Annotated in this window: 14 protein-coding genes; 9 read left to right on the top strand and 5 right to left on the bottom strand. The window is 69.2% G+C overall.

Translation table 11 applies throughout. The features are described from left to right. Window positions 1–9: 9 nt before the first annotated feature. Window positions 10–492 carry a hypothetical protein gene (locus tag ACWC0C_RS23370; RefSeq protein ID WP_450865608.1) on the bottom strand — a complete coding sequence of 161 codons (483 nt, stop codon included), beginning with the start codon at window positions 490–492 and terminating at the stop codon, window positions 10–12. A gap of 153 nt (window positions 493–645) precedes the next feature. On the opposite strand from ACWC0C_RS23370, the gene ACWC0C_RS23365 reads away from it, so the two are divergent. The 4 genes from ACWC0C_RS23365 to ACWC0C_RS23350 all read left to right on the top strand — a co-directional run bounded on the left by ACWC0C_RS23365 (window position 646) and on the right by ACWC0C_RS23350 (window position 2,941). Beyond that, complete coding sequence (locus ACWC0C_RS23365) at window positions 646–984, top strand: YnfA family protein (protein ID WP_450865606.1); 339 nt, start codon at window positions 646–648, stop codon at window positions 982–984. A 52-nt stretch (window positions 985–1,036) separates the two neighbouring features. Continuing rightward, the gene (locus ACWC0C_RS23360) at window positions 1,037–1,798 is read left to right on the top strand and encodes an SDR family NAD(P)-dependent oxidoreductase (RefSeq protein ID WP_450865604.1); all 762 of its coding nucleotides are present in this window, start codon (window positions 1,037–1,039) and stop codon (window positions 1,796–1,798) included. Then, window positions 1,798–1,959, top strand: coding sequence for a hypothetical protein (locus ACWC0C_RS23355; RefSeq protein ID WP_450865602.1), 162 nt, complete (start codon window positions 1,798–1,800; stop codon window positions 1,957–1,959). Before ACWC0C_RS23360 ends, ACWC0C_RS23355 begins: the two co-directional genes overlap by 1 nt. Before the next feature lie 187 nt (window positions 1,960–2,146). Continuing rightward, on the top strand, window positions 2,147–2,941 hold the full coding sequence (locus ACWC0C_RS23350) for a hypothetical protein (RefSeq protein ID WP_450865600.1): 795 nt from the start codon (window positions 2,147–2,149) through the stop codon (window positions 2,939–2,941). Between the two features lie 46 nt (window positions 2,942–2,987). On the opposite strand, the gene ACWC0C_RS23345 is transcribed toward ACWC0C_RS23350, so the two are convergent. Then, window positions 2,988–4,181: an RtcB family protein gene (locus ACWC0C_RS23345; protein ID WP_450865599.1), complete on the bottom strand. Its 1,194-nt coding sequence runs from the start codon at window positions 4,179–4,181 to the stop codon at window positions 2,988–2,990. A 222-nt stretch (window positions 4,182–4,403) separates the two neighbouring features. Between ACWC0C_RS23345 and ACWC0C_RS23340 the strand changes: the two genes are divergently transcribed. The 3 genes from ACWC0C_RS23340 (at window position 4,404) to ACWC0C_RS23330 (ending at window position 7,672) form a co-directional block, all read left to right on the top strand. Next, window positions 4,404–5,279, top strand: coding sequence for a DUF3558 domain-containing protein (locus ACWC0C_RS23340; RefSeq protein WP_450865597.1), 876 nt, complete (start codon window positions 4,404–4,406; stop codon window positions 5,277–5,279). Between the two features lie 128 nt (window positions 5,280–5,407). After that, on the top strand, window positions 5,408–6,301 hold the full coding sequence (locus ACWC0C_RS23335; protein WP_450865595.1) for a DUF3558 family protein: 894 nt from the start codon (window positions 5,408–5,410) through the stop codon (window positions 6,299–6,301). A gap of 120 nt (window positions 6,302–6,421) precedes the next feature. After that, window positions 6,422–7,672 carry a DUF2637 domain-containing protein gene (locus ACWC0C_RS23330; protein ID WP_450865807.1) on the top strand — a complete coding sequence of 417 codons (1,251 nt, stop codon included), beginning with the start codon at window positions 6,422–6,424 and terminating at the stop codon, window positions 7,670–7,672. 97 nt (window positions 7,673–7,769) lie between these two features. Here ACWC0C_RS23330 and lysS read toward each other — a convergent pair whose 3' ends face one another. Further along, window positions 7,770–9,509: a lysine--tRNA ligase gene (gene lysS / locus ACWC0C_RS23325; RefSeq protein ID WP_450865593.1), complete on the bottom strand. Its 1,740-nt coding sequence runs from the start codon at window positions 9,507–9,509 to the stop codon at window positions 7,770–7,772. A 149-nt stretch (window positions 9,510–9,658) separates the two neighbouring features. Here lysS and argS point away from each other — a divergent pair, with 149 nt between their 5' ends. Next, complete coding sequence (gene argS, locus ACWC0C_RS23320) at window positions 9,659–11,437, top strand: arginine--tRNA ligase (RefSeq protein WP_450865591.1); 1,779 nt, start codon at window positions 9,659–9,661, stop codon at window positions 11,435–11,437. Here argS and ACWC0C_RS23315 read toward each other — a convergent pair. Next, on the bottom strand, window positions 11,373–12,410 hold the full coding sequence (locus ACWC0C_RS23315; RefSeq protein WP_450865590.1) for a helix-turn-helix transcriptional regulator: 1,038 nt from the start codon (window positions 12,408–12,410) through the stop codon (window positions 11,373–11,375). The genes argS and ACWC0C_RS23315 overlap by 65 nt on opposite strands. A 71-nt stretch (window positions 12,411–12,481) precedes the next feature. Between ACWC0C_RS23315 and ACWC0C_RS23310 the strand changes: the two genes are divergently transcribed. After that, the gene (locus ACWC0C_RS23310; RefSeq protein ID WP_450865588.1) at window positions 12,482–12,868 is read left to right on the top strand and encodes a VOC family protein; all 387 of its coding nucleotides are present in this window, start codon (window positions 12,482–12,484) and stop codon (window positions 12,866–12,868) included. A 74-nt stretch (window positions 12,869–12,942) separates the two neighbouring features. Here ACWC0C_RS23310 and ACWC0C_RS23305 read toward each other — a convergent pair whose 3' ends face one another. Continuing rightward, the gene (locus ACWC0C_RS23305; RefSeq protein ID WP_450865586.1) at window positions 12,943–14,094 is read right to left on the bottom strand and encodes a hypothetical protein; all 1,152 of its coding nucleotides are present in this window, start codon (window positions 14,092–14,094) and stop codon (window positions 12,943–12,945) included. Window positions 14,095–14,215: the final 121 nt, after the last annotated feature.

Genomic DNA, 14,215 nt, shown 5'->3' with positions numbered 1-14,215 from the left:
GGCAACGCCTCAGAACGCGTACGGGTCCCCGGTGTCCAGCAGGAGCACACTCAGCATGTCGTTCGTGTGGTCCTTGTCCACCGCGCCGCCGTCCCACACCGTGTCGATCTCCAGCGTGACCTCCCCCGGCTTCTCCTTCAGCCGCACCGGCACATCCAGCTGCTCGCCCACCCCCTTCGCGTCCAGCGCGCCCGTCCCGCACACCACCGTCCGCTCGCTCTCCCGGACACACCGCGCGGGCAGCTGCTGCACCTCGGCCAGCGCCACCGACCAGCGCAGCCGCACGGTCGCGTCCGGCACGGCGGCGGGCCCGTTGTCGCGCGGCGTCAGCTTCACCTCAACCGTGTCGCCGTTCATCACCGCCGTCCCGTGAAACGCCAGGTCGGCCTCGGTCCCGGGCGCCGGATCGGCCACGGCGCCGCCCGCCCCCAGCACCACACCGCCCAGGGCCCCTGCCACACCCCACGCCCACGCCCACGTCCACACCCGCACGCCGCTCACCACTCTCGCGATCCGACCGCCGTACGGATGTATGCCACGCAGAGCACCGCGCAGGCGCCGTCCAACAGGTGACAAGGGGCTCACGAGGGCCGACGGCAAAGACCCCCGCGAAGGCCGGTCGCGCCCCGTGCCAAGCTGCTGCCCATGTCGATCCTGCGCTCCGCCGCCCTGTTCGTCGTCGCCGCCCTCTTCGAGATCGGCGGCGCCTGGCTGATCTGGCAGGGCGTGCGTGAGCACCGGGGCTGGCTGTGGATGACCGGTGGAGTCCTGGCCCTCGGCGCGTACGGCTTCGTCGCCACCTTCCAGCCGGACGCCCACTTCGGCCGCATCCTCGCGGCGTACGGCGGCATCTTCGTGGCGGGCTCGCTCCTGTGGGGCGTGGTGGCGGACGGCTACCGCCCCGACCGCTGGGACATCACCGGGGCGCTGATCTGCCTCGCCGGAATGGCCGTGATCATGTGGGTGCCGAGGAACGGCGCCTGAGCCTCACTTAGGCTGGACGAAGACCGTCGTCACCACCCTCGAGGAGCTGCTCATGCCCCCCGCCTCCCGCATCGCCGTAGTCACCGGTGCGAGCAGCGGCATCGGCGCCGCCACGGCCCGGCAGCTCGCGGAGGCCGGCTACCGCGTCGTCCTCACCGCCCGCCGCAAGGACCGCATCGAGGCCCTGGCGGAGGAGCTGACGAAGGCGGGCCACTCCGCGGTGGCCTACCAGCTGGACGTGACCGACCGCGCGGCGGTGGACGAGTTCGCGACGGCCTTCCAGAACGTCGGCGTCCTGGTCAACAACGCGGGCGGCGCCCTCGGCGCGGACCCGGTGGCCACCGGCGACCCGGCGGACTGGCGCACGATGTACGAGACGAACGTCATCGGCACCCTGAACGTCACCCAGGCCCTGCTGCCGAAGCTGGTGGCCGGCGGCGACGGCGTGATCGTGGTCGTGTCCTCCACCGCCGGCCACGGCACCTACGAGGGCGGCGCGGGCTATGTCGCCGCCAAGCACGGCACCCACGTCCTCGCCGAGACCCTCCGCCTGGAGATCGTCGGCCAGCCGGTCCGCGTGATCGAGATCGCCCCCGGCATGGTGAAGACGGACGAGTTCGCCCTGACCCGCTTCGCCGGCGACGAGGCGAAGGCGGCCAAGGTCTACGAGGGCGTCCCCGACCCCCTCACGGCGGACGACGTGGCGGAAACGATCACCTGGGCGGTCACCCGCCCCAGCCACGTCAACGTGGACCTCCTCGTCCTGCGCCCCCGCGCCCAGGCGTCCAACACCAAGGTCCACCGGGAGCTGTGATGCCGGAAGAAAACACGGAGGCCGCCGATACCCTGGAAAAGGCCCGCCTGGCCCAGGAGACCAGGGACGAACGCAAGGTCTGGTACTTCCTCGGCTACTTCCTCTTCGGCATCCACATCGTGGCCTTCGTGATGATCTACGCGGTCCGCCACGCAAAGTGACCCACGATTAGCCCAAACGGGCGAACCTCATCGATCACCCGATCGCCGGACGAACTGGCGTCCTAGGCTCGCGCCACACGATCAATGAGACGGCCCTCGGCCGGGACGGCCATCCCAACCGAGGGCCTCACCAGCATGGAAGTGGAGGCTTCCTGTGGCTGAATGCGAGCCTAGCGCCCACCGGTTCATGGACCTCACGGTGCCCGAGTACGCGTACATGTTCGGCTTCTTGCAGGCGGATGGGCATCTCCAGCAAGGCACCGGGAGAAAGGGCAAGTTGACCGTCGAGCTCAGCGCACGAGACATCGACCTCCTGAGGGCCTTCCAGAAGTTAGCGCCGTACAACAGCAGCATCACCCAACGCACCCGGTCCACGAACTTCGCCGAGACACACTCCGCCGCCGTCTGGAGCCTGTGTTCGCTGGAAGCCAGAACCAGGATCAACGAACTCGGCCTGCCCTACGGACGCAAGTCAAAGACGATTGCGCCGCCCCACGTCGAATTCTCCCGCCCTGACTACCTGCGAGGCCTGATCGATGCCGACGGCTCGGTCGGCTTCACCACTCAGGGCTACCCGTTCCTCTCCCTGACCACAGCCAGTACGACCATCGCCGCCTACCTGTGCGTCTACGTAGGGGGGATTACGGGCACCAAGCGCACGCCTCGGCGCAACCAACGCGATGACATCTACAACATCACCTACATCACCGAGACGGCCAAGACCCTGAGCGTGCATCTCTACTATCCCGGCTGCCTGTCCCTGCATCGCAAGCGGGCGGCCGCCGACCTCGTGGCCAACTGGGTTCGTTCCGCAGGATCAAAACCCAGGCCTCCCCGCATCGAGTGGACGAGTGAAATGGACCGAGTCCTGCTCGCGGCTCCGAAGATCGCGCACGCCGCAGCCCAACTCGGCTACTCCCAGAGCGCCTGCCAAGTACGCCGCTGGAAACTGCTGCACGGCGTAGTTCCGCTGCCCGACTGAGCAGCCACCCGGGCGCGGCGAACGTTCGCCGCGCCCGTCACCGTCACTACCCCTTCACGCAGACGACCTGCTTCAGCTTGGCCACGACCTGCACCAAGTCCCGCTGCTGGTCGATGACCTGGTCGATGGACTTGTAGGCGCCCGGGATCTCGTCCACGACGCCGGAGTCCTTGCGGCACTCCACGCCACGGGTCTGCTCCTCCAGATCCTTCGCAGAGAAGCGCTTCTTTGCCGCGTTACGGCTCATCCGCCGACCCGCGCCGTGCGAAGCGGAGTTGAAGGCCTTCTCGTTGCCGAGGCCCTTCACGATGTACGACCCCGTGCCCATGGAGCCCGGGATGATCCCGTACTCGCCGGAGCCGGCCCGGATCGCTCCCTTGCGGGTCACGAGCAGGTCCATGCCGTCGTACCGCTCCTCCGAAACGTAGTTGTGGTGGCAGGAGATCTCCGGCTCGAAGGTCGGTTTCGCCTTCTTGAACTCCTTCCGGATCACGTCCTTCAGGAGCGCCATCATGAGCGTGCGGTTGTACTTGGCGTACTCCTGCGCCCAGAACAGGTCGTTGCGGTAGGCCGCCATCTGCGGGGTGTCCGAGACGAAGACCGCCAAGTCACGGTCTATCAGGCCCTGGTTGTGCGGGAGCTTCTGGGCCACGCCGATGTGGTGCTCGGCGAGTTCCTTGCCAATGTTGCGGGAACCGGAGTGGAGCATGAGCCACACCGAATCGGACACATCAATGCAAACCTCGACAAAGTGATTCCCTTGGCCAAGGGTTCCCATTTGCGTAATCGCCCGCCCCCGCCGGAACTTCACAGCATCGGCGACCCGGTCGAACCGCCCCCAAAAGTCCTCCCACCCAGCCGTAGCCAGCCCATGGAAGTCCCCCGGCTCCACGGGATCGTCATGCATCCCCCGCCCCACCGGAATCGCCTGCTCGATCTTCGAGCGCAGTCGCGACAGGTCACCCGGCAGGTCGTTCGCCGTGAGCGACGTCTTCACGGCGGACATCCCGCACCCGATGTCCACCCCGACCGCCGCCGGGCACACCGCGCCCTGCATGGCGATGACGGAGCCGACCGTCGCGCCCTTGCCGTAGTGGACGTCCGGCATCACGGCCAGGCCCTTGATCCACGGCAGGGTCGCCACGTTCTGGAGCTGGCGCAGGGCCACGTCCTCGACGGTCGCGGGGTCCGTCCACATCCGGATCGGGACCTTCGCGCCCGGCATCTCCACGTACGACATACGTTCCTCATTCCCCCGAAAACGACAACAAATGACTTAAAAGGCTTATAGGCAACAAAAAGGAAATTGGCGCCAAGGCCATCGAAAGCGGACAAGGGACCGGCGGCCACAGCAGCGCGTGCGATACACATTGTCTCCAGGGGGCGCCCCGCCGCGGCAAGCGAATAACCAGCGGGGACACTGGAGCAGCAACCGAGCGCACGACCCGAGAGGAGCCCGACCGTGCAGCGGAAGGCGTATGTAACCGGCACCGCCGCCCTCCTCGCGGCGCTGCTGGCCGGCTGCACGAGCGGCTCGGGGAGCGACGGTTCGACGGACAACGCCAACCCCGGCGACGCCGGCACGGCCACCGTCACCGCCCAGCCCGGCAAGTACCGCACGCTCCCCGAACCCTGCGGCGCGGTCGGCCACGACACCCTGGACTCGATGTTGCCCGGCATCAAGCAGATCGCCGACCCCGACCAGCGGAACAAGGCCTACCAGGGCGAGGCCTCGCTGACCTACGACACCGATCGCAAGGTCGGCTGCCGGTGGAAGGTGGAGTCCGCCGACGCCACCGACCGCCTCTCGGTCGACTTCGAGCGCGTGGTGTCGTACGACAACGCGGTCAGTGACGACGATCAGGCGCAGACGCTGTTCGAGGGCAAGGAGGCGGCCGCCGACCTCCCGGAGCCGAGCGGCTCCGCGACGGCCACGACGACGGCGACGACCGGGGCGCCGACGCCCACTTCCTCGCCCGCCTCCTCTTCCTCACCCTCGCCCTCGCCCTCGTCCAGTGGCAGCCCCTCGGCCTCCGAGAGCGGCGGCGCCTCCCCCTCCGGCTCGGGCTCGCCCTCCGACTCCGCCTCCGCGGCCGATCTGCAGCCGCGGGTGTTGTCGGATCTCGGTGACGAGGCGTATATCGACGACCAGCTCGGTTCGTCCGGTTCGACGGCCGAGCCCCGGACGGTGACTGTGGTGTTCCGCACGTCCAATGTCGTCGTCACCATCGAGTACGAGGAGCAGCCGACGGCCATGGGAACGGTCCCCGACAGCAAGGAAATGCAGGACAGGGCCCGTAATCTGGCCTCTCAACTGGACGATGCACTGGGCGGTTGACGGCATCCGGGGCCGCTTGCCGCGTCGTACGCGAAGCGCCCGAACGGAAACCGCACAGCTCCTTCACCGCGTACCGTGGGCCCCCGCAGGAACCCGCACGACCACCGAGCGTCATGAGTGAAGGAACCATGCAGCGAGCAGCCCAGCGAGATGACCGTGCCCAGCAGAAGGTGCGTGGCAAGCGCCTGAGCCGTGTTCTTGTCTGCGCGGCAGCCGTTCCGGCGGTGCTGATCACCGCCGCCTGTTCGTCGGACTCGGGTGATTCCAAGGGCAAGGGCGCCGGCAGCGGTGCGCAGCAGTCCGCGAGCGGCAGCACGCAGCCGTCGGCGAGCGCGTCCCCGACGGTGCGGGCGGCCGCGTACACGAAGCTGCCCGACCCGTGTGCGGTGCTGTCGAAGAACACCCTCTCCGATCTGGTACCGAAGGGTGCTTCGTCGGGCAAGAAGGGCAGTTCGGACGACCCGTCGTCGCGTGCCTCCTGCTCGTGGAGCAGCCTGGACAACAACGGCGTCAAGGGCTCGCAGTTCCGCTGGCTGAACGTCTCCCTGCTGCGCTTCGACTCGGACACCACGCGCGGTGCCGGTGACACGCAGGCGCACACGTACTTCGGTCAGCAGGTCAAGGACGCCGCGGCGGTGGACGGCGCGAAGAACACCAAGGAGATCCCGCTGTCCGGTACGGGCGCGGAGGCGACGGCGGTGCGCTACGACCTGAAGAAGAAGGAAGGTCTGTTCAAGCAGCAGACGGTGGTCGCGCGGGTCGAGAACGTGGTCATCACGCTCGACTACAACGGCGCCGGTCTCGCGGGCGAGGACACCCCGGACGCCGACGATCTGACGAAGGCCGCCCAGAAGGCGATCAAGGAGGCGGTGGGGTCGGTGTCGTCCGCGAACAGCTCGTCCTCGTCGTCCGGTTCGGGTACGTCTTCCTCGGCGTCCCCGTCGGGGCAGGCTTCCAAGTCGCCGTCCAAGTCGGCCTCTTCCAGCGCTTCTCCGTCCAAGTCGGCCGCGAAGAAGGACTGACCTCGGGGACGTAAGCCCCGACCGGTACCACGTTCGCCGTACGCGTGTGCCACCCTGTTGCGCGCAACAACAGGCAATGGGAGGGGAGTACGAGTGGCCGCGCCACTGCAGCTGACTCGGATGCACCGCGTTCTCATCGGCGTGGTCGTGACCGGCGCCTTGATCATCGCCGGGATCGGCTTCGCCGGCTCGTACGCGGCCGTCCGGGCGCTGGCCGTCAAGAAGGGCTTCGGGAACTTCTCGTACGTGTTCCCGGTGGGTATCGACGCGGGTATCTGTGTCCTGCTGTCCCTGGATCTGCTCCTGACCTGGATTCGTATCCCCTTCCCGCTGCTGCGCCAGACGGCGTGGCTGCTGACGGCGGCGACGATCGCGTTCAACGGCGCAGCCGCCTGGCCGGACCCGCTGGGTGTCGGTATGCACGCGGTGATCCCGGTCCTGTTCGTGGTCGCGGTGGAGGCGGCCCGGCACGCGATCGGCCGGATAGCCGACATCACGGCGGACAAGCACATGGAGGGTGTCCGCCTGACCCGCTGGATCCTGTCCCCCCTCCCCACCTTCCTGCTCTGGCGCCGCATGAAGCTGTGGGAGCTGCGCTCCTACGACCAGGTCATCAAGCTGGAGCAGGAACGTCTCGTCTACCAGGCGAGGCTCCGCAGCCGCTTCGGCCGGGCGTGGCGCAGGAAGGCTCCGGTGGAGTCCCTGATGCCGCTGCGCCTGGCGAGGTACGGGGTTCCTCTTGCGGAGACCGCTCCCGCGGGCTTGGCGGCGGCGGGCATAGAACCGGTCCTGCTGCCGCCCGCCCCGCAACAGCCGCAGCTGGCAGCGGTTCCCGGACCCTCCGCCGTATCCGCGGGCAGTCGTGCCGCCGGGGTGGCGCCCGTCCCGAGGCAGGCGGCACCTCCCGACGAGCAGCGCCCGGAGGGGCCCCCGGTGGACGACCAGAGCCCCTGGTTCCAGGCCCAGCAGCAGATCGAGTACCACGGCGGCTACGACCCCGCCTTCAACCCGGCTCCCGAACCCCAGTACCTCCCCGAGGAGCAGTACGAGGAGTGGTACGAGGAGCAGCCCCCGGAGCAGTTCCAGCAGCCTTCCCCGGAGGAGACCGGCAGTTTCCCCATCCCGGTGGGCCCGAACCGCACCCGCGAGCTGGGTGAGGGGGGCGGCAGCCCGGAGCCGGAGCCGACCGAGGAGGACTTGTACCAGGTCTTCCGCAAGTCGATCGACGGCAGTTACCCGACCGGCGCCCAGTTCAGGGACGACGTCGAGGCGACCTTCGGCATCTCCCTCCAGCCGAACGATGCCAACCGCATGGTCAACCGCTTCGCCAACCGCCACACCGCGGAACTGGAAGAAGACCACATCGCATAGGGCGAAGAGGACAGGAAGAAGGACGGGAAGAAGGACATGGAGAAGGGGCCCTCCGGCGACGGGGGCCCCTTCTTCTTACGCGGTTTCCAACGGGTTCTTACTCCCCGAGCAGGTGCCGCACCCGCTCCTGTCCCACCGCGAGCAGCAGCGTGGGCAGCCGAGGCCCGGTGTCGCGCCCGACGAGCAGGTGGTACAGCAGGGCGAAGAAGGTCCGCTGGGCCGTCTTGATCTCGGCCGGCAGCTCCTTCGGCGTGGCGTCGGCGGAGAACCCGGCCTGCACCTTGGGCACGCCGTACACGAGGTGGGTCAGGCCGTCGAGCGACCAGTGCTCGGCGAGGCCGTCGAGCAGCAGCCGTACGGACTGCTGGGATGCCTCGTCGAGGGACTTCAGCAGCTCGGCGTCGGGTTCGTCGCGCACGATGGTCCGCTGGTCGGCGGGCACGTGCGTGTTGATCCAGGCCTCGGCCCTGTCGTACCGGGGCCGGGCCTCGTCCAGGGAGGCCAGCGGCTGCTCCGGGTCCAGCTCGGAGAGGATCCGCAGCGCCTGGTCCTCGTGTCCGGCGGTGATGTCGGCGACGGAGGCGAGCGTGCGGTACGGCAGCGGGCGCGGCGTCTTGGGCAGCTCACCGGCGGCCGTACCGACCGCGCGGGTGTACGCGGCGATGTCGGCGGGCAGTGCGGAGCCGTCCGTGACCTTCCCGGCGAGCTTGTCCCACTCGTCGTAGAGTCGCTGGATCTCCTGGTCGAAGGCGATCTTGAAGGACTGGTTGGGCCTGCGGCGGGCGTAGAGCCAGCGCAGGATCTGCGGCTCCATGATCTTCAGCGCGTCGGCGGGGGTCGGGACCCCGCCCCGCGAGGAGGACATCTTCGCCATGCCGCTGATACCCACGAAGGCGTACATGGGACCGATCGGCTGCCGGCCGCCGAAGATCGGTGCGATCTGCCCACCGACCTGGAAGGACGACCCGGGAGACGAGTGGTCGACGCCGCTGGGCTCGAAGACGACGCCCTCGTACGCCCAGCGCATCGGCCAGTCGACCTTCCAGACCAGCTTGCCGCGGTTGAACTCGCTGAGCCGGACGGTCTCGGCGAAGCCGCACTCGTTGCAGGTGTAGGCGAGTTCGGTGGAGTCGTCGTCGTAGGACGTGACGGTCGTCAGGTCCTTCTCGCAGTTGCCGCAGTACGGCTTGTACGGGAAGTACCCGGCGGAGCCGGAGCTGCCGTCGTCCTCGGACGCGGCGCCCGAGCCCTCCTCGGCCTCCAGCTCGGCCTCGTCGACGGCCTTCTGCTGCTGCTTCTTCGGAGCCTTCTTCGTGCGGTACTGGGCGAGGATCGCGTCGATGTCGCCGCGGTGCTTCATGGCGTGCAGGATCTGCTCGCGGTAGGTACCGGAGGTGTACTGCGCGGTCTGGCTGATCCCGTCGAACTCGACGCCCAGCTCGGCGAGCGAGGCGATCATGGCGGCCTTGAAGTGCTCGGCCCAGTTCGGATGCGACGACCCCTGGGGCGCCGGCACCGAGGTCAGCGGCTTGCCGATGTGCTCGGCCCAGGACTCGTCGACGCCCGCGATGCCCGCCGGGACCTTGCGGTAGCGGTCGTAGTCGTCCCAGGAGATCAGGTGCCGGACCTGGTACCCACGGCGGCGGATCTCGTCGGCGACCAGGTGCGGGGTCATGACCTCGCGGAGGTTGCCCAGGTGGATCGGGCCGGAGGGGGAGAGTCCGGACGCGACGACGACCGGTTTGCCCGGGGCCCGGCGCTCCGACTCTTCGATGACCTCATCCGCGAAACGGGAGACCCAGTCGGTGGTCTCGGTGCTCTGAGCCACGATCGGCACGTCCTTCTTTCTGAATGGGGTGGCACTCCATCTGAACGGGGTGACACTCCATTCTCACAGACCGGCTCGCGCCCGCGAAAACGGCTTTACCTGCCGTGGGATACTGGCTGGGACTATCCATCCCCACGAGGAGAACGGCACCCATTCCTATGGCCTCGGTCACGTCCCTCAGCGACAACGTCCAGCAGCACCTCGCGTCCGCCCTCTCGGCCACCCTGCCCGAGGCCGCCGGCGCGGACCCGCTGCTGCGACGAAGCGACCGGGCCGACTTCCAGGCCAACGGCATCCTGGCGCTGGCCAAGAAGGCGAAGGCGAACCCGAGGGAGCTGGCGACCCAGGTCGTCTCCCAGGTGGTCACGGGTGACGAGCTGATCAAGGACGTCGAGGTCTCCGGCCCCGGCTTCCTGAACATCACGATCACGGACAGGGCGATCACCGGGAACCTGGCCGCGCGCTACGCGGACGAGACGGGCCGCCTCGGCGTGCCGACCGCCGCGCAGCCGGGCACGACGGTGATCGACTACGCGCAGCCGAACGTGGCGAAGGAGATGCACGTCGGCCACCTGCGCTCGGCCGTGATCGGCGACTCGGTCGTCCAGCTCCTCGAATTCACGGGTGAGAACGTGATCCGGCGCCACCACATCGGCGACTGGGGCACCCAGTTCGGCATGCTCATCCAGTACCTGGACGAGCACCCGCACGAGCTGGACCACAAGGCGTCCGCCGAGGACACGGCCGCCTCCGGCGAGGAGGCGATGTCGAACCTGGACCGCCTCTACAAGGCCGCGCGGAAGTTCTTCGACTCCGACGAGGAGTTCAAGACGCGGGCCCGGCGCAGGGTGGTCGACCTCCAGGCCGGCGACCCGCGCACCCTGGCCACGTGGCAGAAGTTCGTGGACGAGTCGAAGATCTACTTCTTCTCCGTCTTCGAGAAGCTGGACATGGAGATCCGGGACCCCGACATCGTCGGCGAGTCCGGCTACAACGACATGCTGGCCGAGACCTGCCGCCTGCTGGAGGAGTCGGGCGTCGCGGTCCGCAGCGAGGGCGCCCTGTGTGTCTTCTTCGACGACGTCAAGGGCCCGGACGGCAACCCGGTCCCGCTGATCGTCCAGAAGTCGGACGGTGGTTACGGCTACGCGGCCACGGACCTCTCGGCGATCCGCGACCGCGTCTTCAACCTGAAGGCGAACACCCTCCTCTACGTGGTGGACGCCCGCCAGGCCCTGCACTTCAAGATGGTCTTCGAGACGGCGCGCAGGGCCGGCTGGCTCAACGAGGACGTGTCGGCGACGCAGCTGGCGTTCGGCACGGTGCTGGGCAAGGACGGCAAGCCGTTCAAGACGCGTGAGGGCGAGACGGTCCGCCTGGTCGACCTCCTCGACGAGGCGATCGACCGCGCCTCGGCCGTGGTCCGCGAGAAGGCCCAGGACCTCTCCGAGGAGGAGATCGCCGAGCGGGGTGCCCAGGTGGGCATCGGCGCGGTGAAGTACGCGGACCTGTCGACGTCGGCGAACCGGGACTACAAGTTCGACCTGGACCAGATGGTGTCCCTGAACGGCGACACGTCCGTCTATCTCCAGTACGCGTACGCCCGTATCCAGTCCATCCTCCGCAAGGCCGGCGAGACCCGTCCGGCCGCGCACCCGGAGCTGGAACTGGCGGAGGCGGAGCGCGCGCTGGGCCTGCACGCAGACGCCTTCGCGGAGACGGTCCGGGAGGCGGCGTCGGAATACGCCCCGCACAAGCTGGCGGCGTACCTCTACCAGCTGGCGTCGCTCTACACGTCCTTCTACGACAAGTGCCCGGTCCTGAAGGCCGAGACGCCCCAGCAGGTCGAGAACCGCCTGTTCCTGTGCGACATCACGGCGCGCACGCTGCACCAGGGGATGGCGCTGCTGGGGATCCGGACGCCGGAGAAGCTCTGACGCACCCCCCTTCGGGTCTGCCCTGAGCGTTCTCCTCGGCCAGCTCCCGGGCGCGGCGTGCCAGGGCCTGTCGTACGGCGTCCGGGGTGAGGACTCGCAGGGGTGTGCCCAGGCCGAGGAGGTAGCGGGCGAGGCCGTCCGGGTCGGGGCCGCCCACGTCGACGAGGGTGGCGCCGGGGCCGTCGGGGCGGTGGGTGCCGATGGTCGGGGGGATGAGCCGTAGGGCTGCCGGCAGGGGGAGGGGGAGGCGGACGGTCGCCGAGAGGGGATAGGGACCGTTCGCGATGTTGCGGGAGACCAGCTGGGCCGGGTCCGGTGGGTCGGTGAGGTCCGCCGGGTGGGCGGTCGGCTGGAGGCGGTCGACCCGGTCGGCGCGGAAGGTGCGCCATTGGCCCCGGGCCACGTCCCGCGCGACGAAGTACCAGCGGCGGCCCGTGTGGACGAGGCGGTACGGGTCCACGTCCCGGGTCGTGGCCCGCCCCTCTGCGTCGGTGTACGACAGCCGGGCCCGGCGGCCCTGCCGGCAGGCCACTGCCAGCTCCAGCAGCAGACCGGGCCGGACGTGTGCCCCGTCGGCCCCTGGGAGGCGTACGAAGGCCTCGTCCAGCTCACCGAGACGGTCCGCGATGCGCCGTGGGAGCACCTGGCGCAGCTTGAGCAGTGCGGACAGGGCCGCCTGGTCGCCGCCGAGGGCGTCGTTCAGCGCGGCCTCGCGCAGGCCGACGGCCACGGCCAGCGCCTCCTCGTCGTCGAGGATCAGCGGCGGCACGCGGGAGCCGGCGCGGAGGCGGTAGCCGCCCCAGGGGCCGGCCTCGGAGTCGACGGAGTAGCCGAGGTCCCTGAGCCTCGCTATGTCCCGGCGGACCGTGCGGTCGGTGACCTCCATGCGCTCGGCCAGTTCGGCGCAGGTCCAGGAGGGACGGGAGGACAGCAGGGACAGCAGGCGCAGAAGGCGGGCGGACGAGCTGAGCACGGCCGAAGTGTGGCACGGATCCGGCATGACCAGGACCGGAACTGTCCTGGTCGCGTCCTAGTGTCGTCCCCATGACCACGCAGACCTCTTCCGCACCCGCGTTCCGCTATGCCGCCGTCACCTTCGACTGCGCCGACCCCGCCGAAATGGCCCGCTTCTACGGCGAGTTGCTCGGCATGTCGGTGCTCTTCTCCACCGACGACTTCGTCCTGCTCGGCAAGGAGGGCGCGACCGGCCTCGGTTTCAACCGGCTCACCGACTACCGCCGGCCCACCTGGCCGGACCCGGCCCAGGAGAAGCAGGCGCACATCGAGCTGGGCGTGGACGACCTGGACGTCGCCGAGAAGCGGCTGCTGGAACTGGGCGCCGAAAAGCCGGAGTTCCAGCCGGGTGGGGAGCGGTGGCGGGTGCTGCTGGACCCGGCCGGGCACCCGTTCTGCATCACCACGCTCGTCTAGGACGGGAACATCGGCGGCAAGGGACATCGGCGGCAAGGGACATCGGCGGCAGCCGGCGCGGGAGGCCGGCTCCCTCACCCCTTCGTTGCGGTGAGCGTCGGTTCGCGCCGGCGTGGCCGTCGGCCCCGGCCGCCGCGTGGTGCCCGTTGGGGCCAGAGCAGGACGTACGCCGCCGAGCCGAGGCAGAAGGCGAGGCGGATGAAGCCCCGGGTGGAGTCCGACGGGATCACCAGGGCGCTGCCGTAGAGGGATATCAGCGCTATCCAGCTGACCCACGGGACCAGGCGGCGTTGGCCGATGGAGTCCCAGATCAACGTGCCCAGGAGAACCGAGGCGTTGTAGTACGTGTACACGCTCGGGTCGAGGAGGATGCGGGCGTCGGCGGCCAGGAAGACCACCGCCGGCCAGCGGCCCCGTCGTACCGCCAGCGCGCCCAGGCCCATGCCCAGCGCCATCTGGGTGGGGCGGTCCCACCACGGGGTCGCGGGGTCGTTCACGCCGAACCAGCGCAGTGAGGACGCCGGTTGGTTGGGGATGGTGAAGCGGGCCGCGTGCAGGGTCTCCAGGTGCGTCAGGTAGAAGGGGAGCCAGGCCACCGCCACCAGGCCGAAGGTCCAGGCCGCCGCGCGCAGGCGGGTCGGGCGGGGCAGGGCCAGCAGCAACGGCAGGAAGCCGACCGCCCAGGGTTTGGAGTCGACCGCCAGGGCCAGGAACACGCCCACCGCCGTCGCGTTGCCGCGGACCAGTGCGCGGACCGCGAGCGTGGTGAAGAACAGCGCCAGGACGTCGTCCAGGTGGGCGAAGCGGACGGAGACCTCGACCCACATGGGGATGAAGGCCGCTCCGGCGATCAGGACGCGCTGTTGGAGGCGTCTGTGGTTGAGGCCGGTGCCGAGGTTGTGGTCGGCGGCCGCGCGGCCTATCAGGACGAGCATGTACAGGCCGAGGCCGGACATGAAGGCGTCCGCGAGTTTCTCACCCACGTCGGCGGGGAACGGCGCGAAGAGTCCGGCGACGATGAAGCTGACGGGGCCTATCTGCAGGTCGGGGTGGTTGGCGTAGAGGGCCAGGCCACCGCCGCTCTCCTGGTGGAAGAGCAGTCGCTGGCCGGTTACCAGGTAATGCCAGGAGATCGCGGCGTGCCGTTCGGCCACGATGAACCACAGGGCCGTCCAGAGGGTGAGCAGCACGATGTGCCACCGCACCGGGTAACGCCCGATCCGCACGTCCCGCCCTTCCGTCCCGCCTGCGACCGTGTCCTTCCCGTTATCGCATCCCTCGGTAAGAGGGGTTGCGGCGGGTGCTGGTTCATCGGGCAGGCAGGCCAACGGCGTTGTCAGTGGCGGC

The organism is Streptomyces sp. NPDC001709 (assembly GCF_053596375.1).
The sequence above is the reverse complement of the archived record's forward strand: the minus strand, read 5'-3'. Positions and strand labels throughout refer to the sequence as shown.